The following is an 18,274-nucleotide window of genomic DNA, read 5'->3' as shown; positions in this document are numbered from 1 at the left end:
ATAACAACGAATTAACATTTTCTACTACATTTCGGTTTACTCCCACTTCAAAACTCCTTTTTTCAGGATGTAATAGAAACCGGCAAGCAGCAATCCCATAAAGAGAATCATTTCAACGAACCCTGCCATGCCTAAATTTTTGAAATTGACGGCCCAGGGATACATAAAAATAACTTCAACATCAAACAGTACAAAAAGAATGGCAATCAGGAAATACTTGATCGAAATCGGCGTCCGGGCGTCGCCCTCCGATGGAATACCGCATTCGAATGCCGCGTCTTTTTTCTGGCTGCTCCGCTTGGGACCGATGTTGTGGGTAACGATCATCGTGGTGACGATAAATCCCAGCGCTAACCCCAATTGGATAAAAATGGGCAGATAATCAGAAGGCAAATAGGCTATGTTCATAACAGGTTACAGAAAGCACTGTAAGGTAACGATATTTCAAACGGGAAATTATCTTTCAAATTTACCACATAAGAGCGGATTTATCAACACAAAGCGGGTCTTCCAACTGCATGAACGACCCGCTTTGTTTCTTACTCAGTCCGTTATTTTATCCAAACCCGCCGGGTTGCCTTGTATCCATCAGCTTTTACCCGTACAATATAATTTCCCGGTGAAAATGTTGACAAATTGATAGCCAGCTGATTGTCAAAAACCGGCAGCAGGGTTGTGTAAATCACCTGACCACTCAGCGTGGAGACCGTTATCGTCGCATTTTTTATATTTTCCTTTATTTCAAGCCGTACAATGCCGTCAACGGAAGGATTTGGAAAGGCGATGATGCCATTTTCTGCATTTTCGTTACTCACATAGTTAACGTCTTTCGAGAAGAGGGAATAACACACCACCGAGTTGTTTCCGATGGTAAAGGTGGTTTTTGAACGAGCCGAATACGCACCGTTTTGGGTAACTTTTATGACGTCTGCATTCCCCGAAACGATACTGGATCCCGTTTTCCAGTCATATTGCCGTTTCGCCACGATGGCTCCGGCCGGGGGCAAAGCCTGCAATGAAAAAGGCCCTCGCTGTTCAACCAGGGGCGGAGCCTGTTTGGGCTGAATGACGAGACTGGCCGGTTCGGAAACCGGCGACGTACACCCGTACAGATTTACGGCGCGGGCGGTATATGTACCTGCGGTCCCGGTGGTGAGTTGCCGGGTATTGGCGTTGGTGCTCCAAATAATGTTGTTAGCGATCGGGCTATCGGTCGAAAACGTAAACGTCGAATCGGCGCAGGCCTGCTGGGTTCCGGCTTGTGTGATGACTGGTGCCACGGGCACCAGCGGAGCCGAAATGGTAACCGATGGGGAAATGAATGTAGTCCCACTCTCGTCTTTGGCGATGGCATAGTAGGTTCCGGGAGCGGTTACCGCCAGCGAGCTTCCTTTCTGGCCATTACTCCAGGTAATATTCGTCAGCTGAAATAACGTATTGTCTTTATCCCGGACTTCCGTCTGCAAACTCAGGTTGACGCCCTGGTTCGTAGATGCACAAGCGACCGTTAAGGCCGGCGTTTGCAGAGGCAGCAGGGGAATGGCTCCCGTAAAAAACCGCTCGTCCATGCTGGCAAACCAGGCCTCGGCATACTGACGAAGACCGTCGCCACCAAAGTGCGTTCCACCATCGTTGTTGACGGCATCATAGCGCGGTATTTGAATCCGGTCGGTTTCCGGCCCGGCAAAAACGTTGTTGTTGAACGTGTTAATTACCTGATTCTGAGCGGCAATAATGCCGGGATCGACCCGTCCCAAATTATAGGAAGACCGGGCCAGCATCCAGCTGGGATACCGCTTGGTATCGGATCTGGTTTTGTTAATGAGCAGTTGCATCGAATTTTTATACTGCTCCTGCTGAAGCCGCAAATGATTATCGGTTTCGCCCTGCTGCCACAACACCGCCCGCAAACCTTGCAATGAACTGAAATACCGCAACGCAATCAGTAAGTTCCCGTAGGGCATTCCGGCGGGCAAATTCTGGTCGATAAAAATATTTTTAGTCGTCTTTCCGTCGAAGCTTTCAATCCAGTTCTGGATGGCAGTTCCGGCCCAGGCGGTATTGATAAACAATACGGGGACGTTGTATTTGCGGGTAATCATATCGCCAAGCAAACCCCAGCACCACGCACTTTGCCCCCGTGGACCCACGAGCGCATCGGCGCCAAGTTGCCGAAAACTGAGCGAAGGCGGATTATCGAGTGAGTTAGCAACGGAATTGTCATAGGTGATGCAATTCACCCGGTCGTCGGTGGCCCCTTCCGCGCCTTTCTGTTGAAATCCCTGCGCGTTGGATTGCCCCGTAATAATGAAGACTTCGCCGATGCCAATCCGAGCCACATTATCCTGCCCTACGAGCGTATTGCCCTGCCAGGCCCGGGTTTCCAGCCGATACCAGCCTCCTCTTCCCTTCAACGAGCCCTGAAAAATGCCTCCCTGCGGATTGGTCTGGATGGTTTGCCAGTCGGTATCGTTGCCCTGTCCGTCACTCATCATTACCAGACGAGCTTCTACCTTCGTAACGGGCTGCGCATACGTTCCGGCCACGTAAATAGTACTGTTATTACTTTGATCGCGCTGAAAAACCGCACGACTTACCGGGTACGTTATTTTCAGTTGAGCAAGGGCAGTATTCCCAAAAAACAAAAATCCCGCTATGCCAAGCACCCGGGTAAGTACGGTGAATTTCATTCGTTAACAAGTAATCGTTCTCAATTCAATCTCTCTTAATTTTCGGTTATCTGATTCTTGTATCGCTTTTAACTGGCACAAAAAAGACTGCCTTCCCTTCTTTCGTATTCTTCAATTAACAAAGATTCGGCTTTTTTACCGGAAAACAAAACAGCCCCGTGAAACGCATTCCACGGGGCTGATCTCGAAACAAATCCCTATAATCCCCCAATCAAAAGCCGTTTCGACACTTTGAATGTAGGCGAACGAACCGTCAAAATATATTGCCCCGACGGAACGGTCGAAAAATTCCAGTATTTTCTTTCGTTAAATGTGGTCACATTCGCAACCCACAAGACCTGTCCACTCAGGGTCGTCAGGGTAACGGTTGCATTGGTGATATCTTCCAGCGTTTCAATGGTTATTTCTTTCGTTGGGCTCGGATTCGGATAAACGCTCAAGCCATCGTTGTCGATAATCAGCGTAAAAGCGAGTGGCGCCGAGAAGTCCGACGCACAGACCAGCCCATTATCGTAGGCTAGAAAGGCCCGGGCGCGGTAGGTGCCGGTTTGGTTGGCTTTAATAATCGACGTACGGGGGTCAACCACGGCATTATCCCGTTCCCAGCGGTAATAATCACCTTGCCGGGTGCCAGCCGCTTCCAGCGTATACGTTCCAATTTGTTTTAAAATGGGGACGGTCGGCACGGGTTTCACATCGACAACAAGACCGGCCGAAGGGGGTGACAAACAACCATTGGCGTCACGTACGCGGGCGGTATACGTATTGGATCGGGTGGCAACAATGCTTTGCGTCGAATCGCCAACGTTCCAGAACGCTTTCAGGGAACCGCTGGCCGTTAGGGTTACCCGCTCACCGTCGCAAAACGTCGTGGATCCACTGGCCGTTAGCGTGGGTGGCGTCGGTAAGGGGTTTACCCGAATCGAAATGGTATTGGAAGGATCAGAAAGACACCCATAAATATTGCGGGTCCTGACCAGATAATTGCCTGCTACGTTAATGGTAATACTACGGCCCGTCTGTCCGGCTACCCCTTCCCAAACATACCCGGCTTCGGCCGTGGAGGTTAAGGCCACATTTTGATCGGCACAGAAGGTCGTCGGTCCACCGGCGGTCACCGTTGGACGGCTGGGTAATGGATCGACAATGATCGGAATCTGGTTGGATTCTTTGGACGTACAGCCGTTTTGATCCGTAACGGTCAGCGAATAAGTGCCTCCTTTTCGGACTTCGATCTGCTTCGATTTCTCGCCCGTACTCCAGTTGTAAACCAAAGCATCGGTGGATTCGAGGGTCGTGGATAACCGGTCACAAAAACGCGCCTGGCCGAGGTTTCTGGCCGTTGGTGGAGCCGGCAAGGGATTCACTTTAACCGGGAGTTCATCGGAGGTAAACTCGCAGTTTCCGGCATCACGATATACGGCGCGGTAATTACCTGCCGTAGAAACCGTTATGGTCTTTCCGGTAGCATTGTTACTCCAAAAGGTGTTATCGTAGGTTGAAGTCAGCGTCAAATTGCCTCCTTCGCAGAACGTCGTCGGACCACTGGCTGTAACTGCCGGGCGGTTTGGAACCTGATAGGGTGCCGTAAAACGCGTGTTGCCAAGCCCGTCTTTGACCGTAGCCATGTAACGACCACTTCCAACGGTTATGCTCTGGGCATTGCCGCCCGAATCCCAGTTAATCGAGTTAAACCCTCCATCCACCCGGAGCGACAAGGTATTCGTGCCCCCGCAGGAAACCGTCAGGGTTGCTCCGGCTGTGGGTGATTGTGGTCTGGAATTCTGGAAGAAGTTATTATCCATGCTGGCATCCCAGGCTTCAGCGAACTGAATCAACCCGTTGCCGAAGAAGTGTACGCCGTCATTGTCGGGATGGCCGGGCGCCCCGCGCGGTATCTGAATGGCATCGGTATTAGGACCGGCAAACACATTGCCCGCCGTCTGTATAACCTTATTCTGACCCGCAATGATATTGCCATCGGTGCCATTGGGATCGGAATAGGACACCCGGGCGACCATCCAGGAAATATCCTTACCACTGTGTTCGCGGCTTTTCTGAACGATTTTAGTAACATTGGCGGCATAATCGTCGGTCGAGCGATTAAATTGGTTATCCGCTTCGCCCTGATGCCACAATATGGCCCGAATGCCCAGTGTCTGAATGTAGTAATTCAAGGCTGTTCGCAGGTTCCCATACGGTTGCCCGACGGGATATTTTTCAGTGTTTGTATATTCCTCCGTGGTCTGAATACCGTCTGCACTTTCACGCCAGTTCTTGGAAGACGACCCCTGCCAGCCAGCATTGAAGAATAATACCGGAACGCCTAAACGTGACACCAGTCGATCGCCCAGGCGTCCCCACCCCCAGGCGGAATAGCCCCGCGGAAAAATCCGGCTGTCGGCATCCAAATGCGAAAACTCGGGAAAATTCGGATCGAAAGGAGACTGATCATTATTTGATCCAAAATTGACACAACTGACCCGGTCATCGCCAGCCCCCGGCCCCCCGTAGTTATTAAATCCCTGCGAATTAGACTGGCCAGCAATAACGAATACCTCGCCAACCCCAATGCGTTCCACTCCTCCTCCTTCAATGTATTGCTCGCCTTGCAGACCACGTACTTTCAGGCGATACCATCCGCCTTTTACTGTGACAGAGCCGGCGAAAGCTCCTCCTTTCGGATTTTCCTGAATGGTTGTCCAGTCCACCAGCGTTCCACCATCCATCGGTTCTACCCGAACCTGAATCCGGGTAAATGGCAAGGTGTAGTAACCACCGATCCAGAGGCTTGCTTCGTTGCCGCCGTTTCGCTGAAAAACCATACGTGATTTTGGAAATGTAATCTGAACCTGCGCCAGCGCCAGCGCCGGAAGCATGAGGAAAATGAAATTCAATAACGTTGTAGATAGTCGTATTTTATTCATAGCTGAGCGTCCGATTGAGTCAATCGCGATGGTCGCTTGTCGATTTTATGACACTTGGTTTTCAGATTGAGTCAATGCTTTCCAAATCATATCCTTCAGTTCCATCAAACCTTGCTGACGAACAGCTGAGACAAATACCGTTGGTATATCAGCCGGTAAACGATCAAGCACTGCTTTATAGTCTGTTTCCTCAATTAAATCTAATTTAGAAATTGCCAACAGTCGCTGTTTATCAAGCAATTCAGGATTATACTGCCTCAATTCATTCAACAAAGTTTCATATTCAGCCCCACAATCTTCGCTGGTGGCTGGCACCAGAAAAAGCAAAATAGAGTTTCGTTCAATGTGCCGCAGAAACCGTAATCCTAACCCTTTTCCCTGCGATGCTCCTTCAATAATTCCCGGAACATCGGCCATGACAAACGATTTATAATCCCGGTAAGCCACCACGCCTAATTGGGGAACCAGCGTTGTAAACGGATAGTCGGCAATTTCGGGTTTTGCCGCCGACAAAACCGATAGCAAGGTGGATTTGCCCGCATTGGGGAATCCAACCAGACCAACGTCGGCCAGCAATTTCAATTCCAGAATAACCCATTCTTCCTGACCCGGCTCACCCGGCTGTGCATAATCGGGGGCCTGCTTGGTGGCCGATTTAAAGTGGGTATTTCCCAATCCACCCCGGCCGCCCTGTAACAGAATGATTTCCTGGCCATCTTCCGTGATCTCGGCCATTTGCTCACCGGTTTCACCGTGCCGGGCTACGGTTCCAAGCGGAACTTCAATAATGACATCTTCGCCTTCGGCCCCGGTCCGCCGACCTCCTTCGCCCCCCTTACCGGGTTTGGCTTTGATGTGTTTCTGGTATTTCAGGTGTAATAAGGTCCAGAGCTGCGAACTTCCTTTCAGAATAATGTGTCCACCCCGACCGCCATCGCCCCCGTCAGGACCGCCTTTGTCAACGTGTTTTTCGCGTCGAAAATGCATAGAACCGGCACCACCGGCCCCTGATCGGATGTTTATTTTTACGTAATCTATAAAATTTGATGAAGCCATGCTACTGTTTTAGCCCTGCCGCTTGTATTTACTAGCGAACATTCGCAGTGGCGGTTTCAATTTTCTCACAAATGGCTTGAAATATTTCTTCAATATTACCGATTCCACCGATGGCCTTGAACTTCCCTTGCGACTCGTAGTAACTGGCTACAGGTGCTGTTTTATCGTTGTATTCCTTTATTCTGCGATGGATCAATGCCTCATTCTGATCATCAGGACGTCCTGATGATTGACCCCGTATCAGCAATCGTTTCGTTAATTCCTGCTCATCCACCACCAGCGCGATCATCACCTTAATCTGGGTGTTGTACTGCGCCAGTAATTCATCGAGCGCTTCGGCCTGAGGAACCGTCCTCGGAAAACCATCAAAAATGAAGCCAGCCGCTGATTGGTTTTCTTTTAATTTATTCTCAATCATGCCAATGACGACCTCATCCGGAACCAGAATGCCTTGATCCATGAGCATCTTGGCCCGCAAGCCCAGTTCCGTTCCTCCCCGGATTTCGGAGCGCAGCAAGTCGCCGGTTGACAAATGCACCAACTGATATTGGGCAATTAATTTTTCACTTTGCGTGCCTTTTCCGGCACCCGGTGGGCCAAATAGTACAAGATTGAGCATAGAAGGTTTGCAAGATACGCGCAGGTTTACGCACAAAATTACAATTGTTGTCAGTAAAACAGCATTTTACGCACTAAGTATTTATCAATAGGTGTCTGACAAAAGAAAGAGGAACCGTTTGAGTGGTTCCTCTTTCTACAAAACAACTACAAATAAAGGTTATTTCGTTGCCTTTCCTGCCGGTTTTTTGGCAGCTGGTTTTGCAGCCGGTTTCGCGGCTGGTTGTGCCGGCGGATTCAATGCATTTTGAACATCCTTGTCGTTCGGATCCAATTCAGCGGCTTTTGTCAGGTACTCACGTGACTTGACCGCATCGTTTTTATTGGCATAATACGAAGACAGGAATTTATAAGCGGTCATCATATACCGTTTGTTGGCTTCTTTTTTAGCGGCATCGGTAGCAATTTCCTTGTTGGAAACTTCAAGGTATTTTTCGTATAGCGGAACCGGCTCACCGGTTGCCATCGCGCCTTTTGTATCGCTAAAATAATTGGCCGACGCCCGGAAATAATAACCCGGCGACCATTCAGGCGTAATCTGATTCACTTTCAGGAAAGCTGAATCTGCCGCTGCGTAATACTTTTCTTTGGCCTGGCGAATAGCCGCCGTATCACCGTTCATGAGCATGGTACTGTCACGACCAACCCGGCTACCCTGCACATAATTTGACATTCCCAGTTGGAAATAGTCATTGGTCGTAGCTTTGGCTGTGTCCAGCGCAATGGCTTTCTTCCAGGCAGTTGCGGCTGCGTCATACTTTTTAGCACCTTGCAGCGTCTTTCCAATTTCCCGGTACAGGTTTTCCGTCGTATCCAGCGGAGCCGCTTTTTCCAGGTTTACAAGTGCTAATGAATCGCCTTCTGGCGTTCCCAACTGTGCATAGGCACGACCCAGGTATTTATAGTCGTCGTAGATGACTTTGTCCGGAGCCGACTGAATAAAGGTAGTCAAAGACTGAATGGCCTCATTATACTTTCCGGAACCTGAATAAGCCCAGCCATAAATCCGCTGAATAACCGGGTTGTTTACTTTACCTTTCAGTTGATCCAGTTTCTGAATAGCCCGCATATTGTCACCAGCCAGAAAGTCAAACTGAGCCGAACGCAGCAGTTTATTCACGTCCGTTGTCTGGCTCTTCTGGATATACAGATCCATGTTTTTAGAAGCGTTCTTGTACGCTCTTGAGCCAAAAAACGCTTCCGCTAAATCTTCATACGTAGGGGCAAATTCGGGATCAGCCGCGATTGCTTCGGCGTAGAATTTCTGCGCTTCCGCATAGTTTTTAGCCCGCAGGAACGTGTTCCCAATTTTATATTTGGCTTCCGCATCATTTGGACGGATCGACAAGGCATTTTCGTACTTCGTGACGGCATTCCCACCGTCGTTTTTCAAAGTATACGCATCACCTAACGCCATTTCAATGTCGGCGTTTTCGTTTTTCTTGTCCCGCTCATCGGCAATGGTCAGAATCCGGATGGCTTCAGCCGGATCGCTCATTCCTTCTTCAGGCTTTCTGAACATCGTATAGACTTCGCCAGCGCGCAGTAACACACCGATATCCTTATTTTTGGTTTCTTTTAATGCGTTATCGATTAGGGTTTTGGCCGTAGCGCCATCTTTTTTGGCCAGCGCTACCCCACCCAGTCCCACATTGTTGAGTTGGTTTTTAGGGTCAGCTGCTACACCTTTTTCAAAGGCTTGTTTGGCAGCGTCCGGATTACCGGATTTCAACTGAGCGTAGCCCAGATAGAAATAGTTTTCGGCAGAAGGAGCACTGGTTGCCAAACCCTGAAAGGTTTGGATAGCCTTGGTATAACGGCCTGCTTCCAGATCCTTCACTCCCGATTGTGCGTCTTGGGCAACCGCTTGCAATGAGCCAAACAAACCGGCGGCTACCACTGTCAACAGAGCTTTCTTTTGGAAATTCATGCCAATTTCAGGTTGAGAAATGGGTGAAAAATAGGTTACTAGATTAAAAAACAAAATGCAAAATTATAAAATTGCGTTGGTAAGAGAAATTTTTTTTATTCCTTTTTCAAAAACACCTCCCGATTATACGGTTTTGCGGGCCAAAGACCGCTTTTTTCGATCAATAATCCACCAACATCCCGTATAATATAGTTGATAAGACCGCTTCCCAGGCCCGAATGCGCTTCACGGCTAATAACGTATACGTTCCGGCGCAAGGGATATAACTTTAAACCTAAATTCTTTTGAAATGGTTGGAAATAATCATCGGTAGACGTTGGATTTGCCTTGTCCGACACGCCCATAACCCGCAAGTTCTTTGACAGTTGTGCGGCTAAAGGAGAGTCTCCGTCGCTAATCCAATTGACGCCGATGAATCCTAACGCCGTCGGATTCTTACGAACATACTCAATAACCTGTTTGTTTGAATTTACGGTAAAAATTTTAATCCGGCTGACATCACTGACCTTGAATCGCGCCAGCGCAAAATTCAGATTGCTGGAGTTATTATTGTCAAAAACCAGTACAATTGGCCCTTTTTGAGCGCCTTTTTTCAGTTGTTCCCAACGGGTAATCTGCCCTTGAAAAATAGCATTCAATTCCGGCATCGTAATCAAACTATCGGGGTTCTGCCGACCAACGATCAGGGCAATCCCATCGATGGCGATAAATTCCGATTTGTATTTGATTTTCCGCTTCGTAAAAACCGATTTCTCATTGTCAGTCAATTCGCGGGTCGAAAATACCAGCCTTGCACTGTCACGCACCATCGCCGTAACAGCTTGTTGTTCGGGCTTATAGGTAACATTGAATTTGGCATTCGGATAAACACCTTCGTAAGCCTTGTAGATCGACTCAACCATGGGCTCCAGCGACTCGTCAGCTGTGATTGAAATCTCGCCATGGGTAGGATTATCCAGTGGGTGATCTGAATTTGAACAGGCAACCAGACTGATTAATCCAACCCCAATTCCAACCTTAATCAGTGTGTTCATAACTACAGCAAACGTTGTATGCCCCGGTAGGCCCTAAATAATCCATAAATAACTAGCAAACCCGCTAATAAATATCGAAAAGCTCCGGTCGGCAACAGTCCAAAAGACTGAGAGGAGGCAATCAGGTAGATGCCCCCTCCCAGGTATATTAACCCCATCAGCACATTAATATACAGGCTGAAAAGATCTGCAGATGGTTTTTCTTTCATTCGCAACCTTACTCCAACTGGAAGTTGATCGGCAAGTTGTATTTAACCCGCACCGGACGACCAGACTGTTTACCCGGTCTCCATTTCGGCATCGCTTTTACAACCCGCATCGCTTCTTCATCCGTACCAAAGCCCAGGCCTTTCAATACGGTTACATCCTGAATACTTCCGTCGGTATTAACGACGAAACTTACGAACACCCGACCCGATATGTTAGCCCGTGAGGCTGCGGGTGGATAGCGAAGGTTTTTCTGTAGAAACTGACCCATCGCAGCAAGTCCACCGGGGAATTCCGGATTTTGCTCAACGACCGTAAAGATCTGATCTTCTTTGGGTGCAGCCTCAACAGCAGCTTCCACTTTAGTAGGGCCTGCCGTTTCTTCAGGAGCCACAATAACTTCTTCCGCATTGGGGTCACCCTCCTGCGTTTTTTCAGCCGCCACGGCTTCTTTCAATTCCTCAACGGTTGGCGGAGGAGTTTCTTCCGGTACTTCCTCATCCGGTTTTACTTCCGGTGGGAGAAACTTCACCGTATTCACCTTCGGTAGCTCGACCGGTGGTGGTGGTGGTGGTGGCGGTTCATTGGGATCAATGGGCGGAGGTGGTAACTTCATTAGGTCCACTTCAACCATGGCCTGCTCATCTTCTTTCGGAGTCAGAACAGAAATAATTGAAGGAGTGGCCATTGCCAGGAGAAACAGCACGGATCCGATGATCAGCGAGCGATAAACCGTCCTGGAATAGTCTTTCCGTAATGCATACGCACCATATGCCTTGTTACGATCTGCGAACACGATATCATCGAGTGTTGCAGGATTAGTCGTTACTTCTGCCATGGCGATAATTTATTGAATTGGCTTTTGACGGCCGTTCATTACTTCATTTTAGGATCAATCAGCTTGTTCTCATCGGGAGTCATCTGATCCACTAAAGCGTAGCGCTTCGTTTTCGTAATGGCCATTTCGTCCAGCATATCCACCAGGTTCTTGTAGGTCGATTCTTTGGTCGGTTTGATAACCACAACAAAATCTTTCTCTCCGATTTTGCGCTTGTTTTCCTGGATTGCATTCCGAATTTCGGGACCAAACTGAACCGTTTTTAATTCCGGGTCTTCATTGGCGGCTTTTCCGAAAATGTAATGGATCTGGTTTTCTTTCCCCAGGAAAATCGTCATTACCTTGGACGCCTTGATGGGCTCCGTTTCAACTTTTTCGGTCTTGTCAGGCACGTTCAGTGTCATCGAAGACGGTTTACTTAAGGTGGAGGCAAGAATGAAAAACGTAATGAGAAGAAAGCCCAAGTCAACCATCGGAGTCATATCGACCCGGGTAGACCCTTTTTTACTTCGGACTTTCCCACCTTTATGCTTACCACCACCCCCACCGGTGTCGATATCTGCCATTGTTTTACGAATCTAAGGCGATGAATCGCGTGAGTTTGTGGTTTAACCTTAATTAATCATTTGTCCAGCCGGCGGGTGGCGCTTCAGTACCTGTGATCAGGTTAAACTTGTTAATGTTCTGCGATTGCAATGAACTTAACACGTTCTTGAAGTTCGGAAATTTCGCCAGATTATCGCCTTTTACAGCAATACGCAGTTTGTTGTTCGCTTTACGGGCATTAAAAACCCACTGCGACAACTGGTTGGTTTGCAGACTGGCCGTTGAATCGACGGGAATGCCCGGTTGTTTAATTTGTCCTTGCTGATCAGGCTTCAACGACAAATACGATTTCAACTGATTGATCGGCAATCCAAAGTTAGGCAGCAGTGAAAAAGCTTTCTTTTCCCGATCCGAGAAAGAAATACCGTACACTTCACCAATGTTTTCGAGCATGGAAACCCGATTGGGTTGACCGTCGATACCAAAGAACACTTTTCCGTCTTTATCCAGACTAATGGTCATGATATCCGTATCGGGCACCTTTATACCGGAGATCGAGGTCGGCGGGTTGATTTCAGCAGCCTCCTGAACGCGGATCTGAGCCGTCAAAATAAAGAAGGTCAGAAGAAGGAATGCTACATCACACATCGCCGTCATGTCCATGTGAGGTCTCGACCGTTTAGGCTTAACGATAGGCATAGTTTATTGTTTTTTGTGATGTAAAAACGTTACCTGACGCGGATTAATTGTGCGCGGCAAAGTTTTGTTGGATGCTCAAACCGATTTCATCGATGTTGTAAGTCAACTCATCAATACGGCTCGTAAAGTAGCTATACATGATCGTTGCAATAGCTGCCGTACCGATCCCTAAAGCCGTGTTTACAAGAGCCTCAGAAATACCCGTTGACAGAGCCGCGGTATCTGGCTGACCCGTTGAACCCAATTCGCTAAAGGCGCGAATCATACCCAATACCGTACCTAACAGAGCGACCAGCGTTGATACGGAAGCGAGCGTAGCAATGATGGTCAGGTTTTTTTCCAGCATCGGCAATTCGAGTGTAGTTGCTTCTTCTACTTCTTTCTGAAGCGCCACCAGTTTCTGTTCTTTGGTCAGTTCGGTGTCCGTTCTCAATTGCTGATATTTGATCAGCGCCGTTTTAACAACGTTACCAACTGAACCTTTCTGACGGTCACATTCTTTGATAGCCGCATCCACTTCATTGCGGTCGAGTTGACCCTTTACTTTCCGAACAAACTCGTCGATTGAACCTGAACCATTGGCCCGGCCGATCGTAATAAAACGCTCAATTGAGAAAACCAGTACAATTAAGAAACAGGTAAACAAAAGGGGTACAATGGGCCCACCTTTGTAAATGATTCCAAAGTAATCACCGTCGACCGGTAAGTTTTCATTGTTGCCGCCCTGGAAGTGGCTGGCATCGCCGAATACGAACATGTACGTGCAAACAGCAATTACAAACAAAGTGGGAATGACAAACACCGGATTCAGACCGCTCGACTTTTTCTTGGGAGCTGCTGCTTTAGCTGGTGCTGGAGTTGGAGATTGTGTTTTCATTAGACTAACTGTAGGGTTAAATTGAAACTGGTTTTTTGTGTAAAGAAAACGAAAATTTCAAATTGAAACGTTTTGGTAGAATAAAATTTCGGCAGACTTTTCTCGAAGCCTACTACAAAAGTATCTATTTTCTATCTGAAATTATACAAACGGCTATGTCATTTTTTTGTTAATTCGAGAAAATATTCCACCTTTTTTAGATTTTTCCAAGTTTTTAACGCAAGATTAAATCTAAAAAAAATTTAGTAACTATTTCTCTTTCATGCCATTATACGAAATATAATTTGCTTGCATATGAAAACCAGTTTGCACAGCTGTTTGCTAAAGAATTATATACGTCATTTGACGTACAGAGGTATAAACGGTGTTCTTTTAGGATAATTACTTATCTAATGTGCCTTTCTAACGACGAACCGGTTACAAATATACAACTAAAAATCTCGTTTAGAATTAACTCCAATTTTAAAATGGCGTTTTCAAAGGCATTTTTTATGCTTTTTTTATCCAAATTCCGAAGAATTCCTGCGGGGGATGCGATCATTTTTTTTTCTGCCAATTCAAAAGATAAAGAAATGAAATGGCTGAAAAAGCAGCAATAATTAAAAAGGCCAGCGGAAATCGCCCGGCTTTATTAGCATAAAGTGAAGCCGAAAGGTAAGCTCCCAAACCAATTCCGGCTTCTAAAGCAATATACATCGTTGCCAAAGCCCGGCCCCGATTCCCGGCATTACTGAGGTCTACCGTCCAGGCTTGCGCCGTTGGTGAATACATCCCCATCGAAATTCCAAACACCACACCAGCCACTAAAAAGGAGACCGTGGTGGTACTAAAAGCCAATAATAGCATAGCCGCCGTAATGATGAGGGAAGCAATCCGCAAAACCGGACGACGCCCGTACTGGTCGGACACTTTGCCAGCCAGAAAACGGATCGCGAGCGAGGAAATCGTAAAAACCGTAAAAAACAGCCCCTTGTTGCCTACATGTAATGCCTCACTAAAGTCGGGGGCCAGCGTGATTACGGCCCCGAAACTGAAGGAGTTGAGAAACGTTATGAATGAAGGAGCAAATACCGCCGGTTCAAATACATCCCGGCGCGAAATCCGCAGCAGACTCCAGCGAAACGGCACGCGATCCGTCAGCGTTTCTTTCATGTTGAGTAAAATAATGATCGACAACAGCGCCAGTGTCGAAGACGTATAGAATAAAGGGTTGAGTCCAAAAGCAGACGTGAGCCAACTCCCGATGGCCGGACCGAACGCCATGCCGACGCTTCCGCTCAGCCCGAGCACGCCCATCGCTTCACCCCGGCGTTCGTCGGGCACAATATCGGCCACGTAAGCGGACGTTCCGGTGGGTTTAAAGCCGGTCGAAAAACCGTGTATCAATCGCAACACCAGCAAAGCCGCCACACTATCGAAAAAAACGGATGGAACCAGCGGATACAAAAACCCACAGACAAAACACACCAGCGAGCCGAAAGCCATGACCGGCACCCGGCCAATGGTATCGGTTAAGCGGCCGCTGAAAGGACGTGACAACCCGGCCGTCAGGGTGAATAAACTGATGATGTATCCTTTGTATTCGGCCCCGCCCAGGCTGGTTAGATAGCCGGGCAGTTCGGGAATCAGCATGTTGAAGCTGGCGAAGAAAAGGAAGGAACTCAGGCAGAGAAGAAAAAAGGCGGTAGTGTAGATGGTACGCGGCTGTTGCATCCGCAAAAATAAACAGATTTTCAGTTTACGGTAAACCAAAAAAAAGCTACCTCTGAATCAGAAGTAGCTTTCCTGCGCTTTCTTAACCTAAACTAATCCTACAGAATCTTTTATTTCATTGAAATCATCCGGGTTGGTTCAACTACCGCGGGTTTACCAATATTGACGGTTTTTTTAACGCTTCCTTCGGATGATATAAACTCCAGTTCATACTGACCTTCCGCCAAATCGCTGACGTCCAGCTTGGCCGCAAACTTGCTTTCGTTTTTGCCAATAAACCGTTTGAAGAAAACGTCATTTTCCTTGTTACGTAACACGACCGTTACGGGAACAGACGATGACTTTTCAACGGCCACCCAGATTTTGTTTTGATTCGTTACAAAGGCGTTGGTTTCAAACGAACGAGTCTTGGGGGTGTTCGGAGTGGCCGTTGCGAGGTTTGCGCTTAATAAAGCGGTGCAGATCAAAGTACCAAATAATGCTTTCATGGTTTGTTCGTATTTGTTGTTGTGATTATTTCTGTTGTTGTTACTGTTGTGATTACTATATGCCAATTGCCATGCCAATAAATTAAGTGGCTGATAATCAGCAGCTATTTTTCTGGCAGTATTGTAAAGTGTACGAAGCCGGACAATACTTGTTCGCTTGCGGACAACGTGGACACGGTTTTGCCTTCCCTGATCGCAGAATCGCCCTTCCCGAAATTCAATCGGGTGGTAAAGGGTAGATGTTTTTGAAATTTGCCTTCTTTCTTTCAAATTCTGAATCTTTATTTCTTTCTGATCTCTATGATGAAAAGGGTCTACTTATCTGCCATTTCCCTGCTTCTGCTTGGGCTGGCAACGGTATCGTTCGGGCAGCAAATTTCCCGCGAAGAACTGATCTTTTTAACCCCGGAATGGAAAGGGGAACGCTTCCCGGACGGGCGGCCGAAAGTGCCGGATGCCATTCTGAAGCGCATGAAACTGGTAACCCAGGAAGAAGCCTGGGCGGTATTGAAAGGCGAAAATTACAGATACCAGTTTGCGGGCGACTGGCAGACGATCAACCCCGACAGTGTGCTGGTTGGCCGGGCGCTAACGGCGACGTTTATGCCGGGCCGACCGGATGTACACCGGGTTACGGATGAGAAAGGACACACCAAAGACGGGCGCGTGAAGTCCCAGAATGCCTGGCCCATCGACATGCTCGTTAAAGGTGACGTCTACGTTGTCGATCAGTTTGGCATGCACGAAGATGGCCCCACGATTGGCGATAACCTCGGCAATTCCATCTTCGCCAAAACCGGCAACGGCATTGTCTACGAAGGCGCTGTCCGCGACGTGGCCGGTTTGAAAGAGATTGGCGGGTTCACCTCCTATTTCCGCAGTTATCACCCTTCGCACCACAATCCCGAAGGCAACCTGAACACCACACTAGTTGGCATTAACCGCCCGACCCGCATCGGCAAGGTGATGGTTATGCCCGGCGATATCGTGCTGGGACGGGACGGGGGCGTTTGCTTCATTCCGCCCCATCTGGCCGAAAAAGTGGTCAAAACGTCCGAAATCATCCGTCTACGCGATATGTTCGGCCACCTGCGGCTGCGCGAGCAGAAATATACACCGGGCCAGATCGACTCCCGCTGGTCGGATGTCATCGAAAAAGACTTTTCGCAGTGGCTCAACGCCCACCTCAGCGAATTGCCGGTTCCCAAAGAACAGATTCAGGAATACCTAAAAACCCGTACGTGGTGAGGGAGTTGTATCGCGGAGTTGAGCGGAGAAAAAGGGAGTTAAGCAGAGTAATTAATTTTCTCTGCTTAACTCTTTTCACTCCGCTCAACTCCGCGATACAACTCTTTCTTAAACTCCTAAACGCTCATGAACTCCCGTCGCTCTTTTCTTACTAAAAGTGCCATCGCCAGCGCCCTGGCCGTTTCTTCTTTGTCCAGCTTTGGCGAAGGCCTGGAAACCGCCCTTGAGCGGACTCCGCTGTCGTCAGCGCCTTCCGATCTGAAAATTACCGACATCAAATGCGGTTTCATTCGCGGTGGACACAGTCTGTTTGTCAAAATTCACACCAATCAGGGTATCTGGGGCTGCGGAGAAGGCGTCGATGCCACGCCCGGAACCTATTACCTGGTGAAGCTGATGGCCGAGCGCATTAAAGGCAAAAGCCCGCTGAACGTCAACCGCTTGTTCGAAGACATCCGCAAATCCGGTTTTTTTGAAGGTGCCCAGGCCGGGATGTTCATTGCCGTGCTCTCCGCCGTCGAAACCGCCTTGTGGGACTTAACCGGTAAAGCCCTCGGATTGCCCGTTTACCAATTGCTGGGGGGCAAATACCGGGACAAAATCCGGGTGTATTGTGACACCGGAACCTATCGTGATACCGACAAAAGTACGGACCATTTCGCGCAAAGCGCCAGCGAAGCCGTGAAGATGGGTTTCAATGCGGTCAAATACGACATTGACGAACGAAACGATCCCAATAAATACGATTTGTATAACTGGACCGCCAGTCCCGGCGAACTGGAGCGGATGTATAACCAGATTGCCTCCGTTCGGAAAGCCGTTGGCCCCAAGGTCGACATCTGTGTCGATATGCACGGAAAGTACGATGTGACCACCGGCAAACGGGTTGCTAAAATGATGGAACCGTTAAACCTGATGTTTCTGGAAGAACCGATTCCGGCCGAGAATGTCGAAGCTTACAAGCTGATTTCCGAATCGACCAGCACGCCCATTTGTGCCGGTGAAAACCATTACCTGGCGTACGGTTTTCGGAAGCTTCTCGAAATCGGTGCCGTAGACATCATTATGCCGGATTTGCAGAAAGCCGGTGGTTTGGGCGAAGGCCAGCGCATTGCCAACCTTGCCAACCTCTATTACGTGCCGTTTGCCCCCCACATGGTGGCCTCGTATCTGGGCGCGATGGCCTCCAGCCACGTCTGTGCGTCGATCCCGAACTTCCTGATTCTGGAATGGCAGATTTACTTCCATGAAGATCCGATGTTCAAGGAAATCGTTACGTTCGACGGACCGATGGTGAAAGACGGTTTTATTCCGTTGTCCGAAAAACCGGGCATCGGCGTTGAAATTAACGAAGCCGGGATGAAAAAGTATGCCCCGAAAGATGTACCGTTTTTTGTTTAATC

At 48.4% G+C, this 18,274-nt stretch carries 15 protein-coding genes; 2 read left to right on the top strand and 13 right to left on the bottom strand.

Annotated elements, in window-relative coordinates; genetic code table 11:
- Positions 1-36: 36 nt before the first annotated feature.
- The 13 genes from EHT87_RS21130 to EHT87_RS31655 form a co-directional block, all read right to left on the bottom strand.
- Complete coding sequence (locus EHT87_RS21130) at positions 37-408, bottom strand: NADH-quinone oxidoreductase subunit A (protein ID WP_124908644.1); 372 nt, start codon at positions 406-408, stop codon at positions 37-39.
- 143 nt (positions 409-551) lie between these two features.
- The gene (locus EHT87_RS21125) at positions 552-2,690 is read right to left on the bottom strand and encodes a sialate O-acetylesterase (protein WP_124908643.1); all 2,139 of its coding nucleotides are present in this window, start codon (positions 2,688-2,690) and stop codon (positions 552-554) included.
- Between the two features lie 197 nt (positions 2,691-2,887).
- A complete protein-coding gene (locus tag EHT87_RS21120; protein ID WP_124908642.1) occupies positions 2,888-5,617 on the bottom strand; it encodes a T9SS type A sorting domain-containing protein in 2,730 nt (909 codons plus the stop codon).
- A gap of 45 nt (positions 5,618-5,662) precedes the next feature.
- Positions 5,663-6,673, bottom strand: a complete 1,011-nt coding sequence (gene obgE, locus EHT87_RS21115) for a GTPase ObgE (RefSeq protein ID WP_124908641.1) — start codon at positions 6,671-6,673, stop codon at positions 5,663-5,665.
- 31 nt (positions 6,674-6,704) lie between these two features.
- Positions 6,705-7,292, bottom strand: coding sequence for an adenylate kinase (locus EHT87_RS21110; RefSeq protein WP_124908640.1), 588 nt, complete (start codon positions 7,290-7,292; stop codon positions 6,705-6,707).
- 159 nt (positions 7,293-7,451) lie between these two features.
- On the bottom strand, positions 7,452-9,221 hold the full coding sequence (locus EHT87_RS21105; RefSeq protein ID WP_124908639.1) for a tetratricopeptide repeat protein: 1,770 nt from the start codon (positions 9,219-9,221) through the stop codon (positions 7,452-7,454).
- A gap of 95 nt (positions 9,222-9,316) precedes the next feature.
- Positions 9,317-10,255 carry a PstS family phosphate ABC transporter substrate-binding protein gene (locus EHT87_RS21100; RefSeq protein ID WP_124908638.1) on the bottom strand — a complete coding sequence of 313 codons (939 nt, stop codon included), beginning with the start codon at positions 10,253-10,255 and terminating at the stop codon, positions 9,317-9,319.
- 217 nt (positions 10,256-10,472) lie between these two features.
- A complete protein-coding gene (locus tag EHT87_RS21090) occupies positions 10,473-11,300 on the bottom strand; it encodes an energy transducer TonB (RefSeq protein WP_124908636.1) in 828 nt (275 codons plus the stop codon).
- Between the two features lie 38 nt (positions 11,301-11,338).
- Positions 11,339-11,866 carry an ExbD/TolR family protein gene (locus tag EHT87_RS21085; RefSeq protein WP_124908635.1) on the bottom strand — a complete coding sequence of 176 codons (528 nt, stop codon included), beginning with the start codon at positions 11,864-11,866 and terminating at the stop codon, positions 11,339-11,341.
- A 52-nt stretch (positions 11,867-11,918) separates the two neighbouring features.
- The gene (locus EHT87_RS21080; protein ID WP_124908634.1) at positions 11,919-12,545 is read right to left on the bottom strand and encodes an ExbD/TolR family protein; all 627 of its coding nucleotides are present in this window, start codon (positions 12,543-12,545) and stop codon (positions 11,919-11,921) included.
- Between the two features lie 43 nt (positions 12,546-12,588).
- A complete protein-coding gene (locus tag EHT87_RS21075) occupies positions 12,589-13,422 on the bottom strand; it encodes a MotA/TolQ/ExbB proton channel family protein (protein WP_124908633.1) in 834 nt (277 codons plus the stop codon).
- A gap of 537 nt (positions 13,423-13,959) precedes the next feature.
- A complete protein-coding gene (locus EHT87_RS21070; RefSeq protein WP_124908632.1) occupies positions 13,960-15,135 on the bottom strand; it encodes an MFS transporter in 1,176 nt (391 codons plus the stop codon).
- A 110-nt stretch (positions 15,136-15,245) separates the two neighbouring features.
- Positions 15,246-15,893 (bottom strand): hypothetical protein, encoded by a 648-nt coding sequence (locus tag EHT87_RS31655; RefSeq protein WP_229321217.1) that lies wholly within the window; start codon positions 15,891-15,893, stop codon positions 15,246-15,248.
- A gap of 33 nt (positions 15,894-15,926) precedes the next feature.
- Between EHT87_RS31655 and EHT87_RS21060 the strand changes: the two genes are divergently transcribed.
- Both EHT87_RS21060 and EHT87_RS21055 read left to right on the top strand, forming a co-directional pair.
- A complete protein-coding gene (locus tag EHT87_RS21060) occupies positions 15,927-16,871 on the top strand; it encodes an RraA family protein (RefSeq protein WP_124908897.1) in 945 nt (314 codons plus the stop codon).
- 126 nt (positions 16,872-16,997) lie between these two features.
- Positions 16,998-18,272, top strand: coding sequence for a mandelate racemase/muconate lactonizing enzyme family protein (locus tag EHT87_RS21055; protein WP_124908631.1), 1,275 nt, complete (start codon positions 16,998-17,000; stop codon positions 18,270-18,272).
- The last annotated feature ends 2 nt before the right edge of the window (positions 18,273-18,274 follow it).

The organism is Larkinella knui (assembly GCF_003858645.1).
In the GTDB taxonomy this organism is placed as follows: Bacteria; Bacteroidota; Bacteroidia; order Cytophagales; family Spirosomataceae; genus Larkinella; species Larkinella knui.
Note: the sequence above shows the minus strand (reverse complement) of the source record. Positions and strands in the feature narration are given on the sequence as shown.

Coding starts and splice junctions, on each gene's coding strand:
- EHT87_RS21130 (WP_124908644.1), bottom strand. CDS start 408: ATGAACATAGCCTATTTGCCTTCTGATTATCTGCCCATTTTTATCCAA.
- EHT87_RS21125 (WP_124908643.1), bottom strand. CDS start 2,690: ATGAAATTCACCGTACTTACCCGGGTGCTTGGCATAGCGGGATTTTTG.
- EHT87_RS21120 (WP_124908642.1), bottom strand. CDS start 5,617: ATGAATAAAATACGACTATCTACAACGTTATTGAATTTCATTTTCCTC.
- obgE (WP_124908641.1), bottom strand. CDS start 6,673: ATGGCTTCATCAAATTTTATAGATTACGTAAAAATAAACATCCGATCA.
- EHT87_RS21110 (WP_124908640.1), bottom strand. CDS start 7,292: ATGCTCAATCTTGTACTATTTGGCCCACCGGGTGCCGGAAAAGGCACG.
- EHT87_RS21105 (WP_124908639.1), bottom strand. CDS start 9,221: ATGAATTTCCAAAAGAAAGCTCTGTTGACAGTGGTAGCCGCCGGTTTG.
- EHT87_RS21100 (WP_124908638.1), bottom strand. CDS start 10,255: ATGAACACACTGATTAAGGTTGGAATTGGGGTTGGATTAATCAGTCTG.
- EHT87_RS21090 (WP_124908636.1), bottom strand. CDS start 11,300: ATGGCAGAAGTAACGACTAATCCTGCAACACTCGATGATATCGTGTTC.
- EHT87_RS21085 (WP_124908635.1), bottom strand. CDS start 11,866: ATGGCAGATATCGACACCGGTGGGGGTGGTGGTAAGCATAAAGGTGGG.
- EHT87_RS21080 (WP_124908634.1), bottom strand. CDS start 12,545: ATGCCTATCGTTAAGCCTAAACGGTCGAGACCTCACATGGACATGACG.
- EHT87_RS21075 (WP_124908633.1), bottom strand. CDS start 13,422: ATGAAAACACAATCTCCAACTCCAGCACCAGCTAAAGCAGCAGCTCCC.
- EHT87_RS21070 (WP_124908632.1), bottom strand. CDS start 15,135: ATGCAACAGCCGCGTACCATCTACACTACCGCCTTTTTTCTTCTCTGC.
- EHT87_RS21060 (WP_124908897.1), top strand. CDS start 15,927: ATGAAAAGGGTCTACTTATCTGCCATTTCCCTGCTTCTGCTTGGGCTG.
- EHT87_RS21055 (WP_124908631.1), top strand. CDS start 16,998: ATGAACTCCCGTCGCTCTTTTCTTACTAAAAGTGCCATCGCCAGCGCC.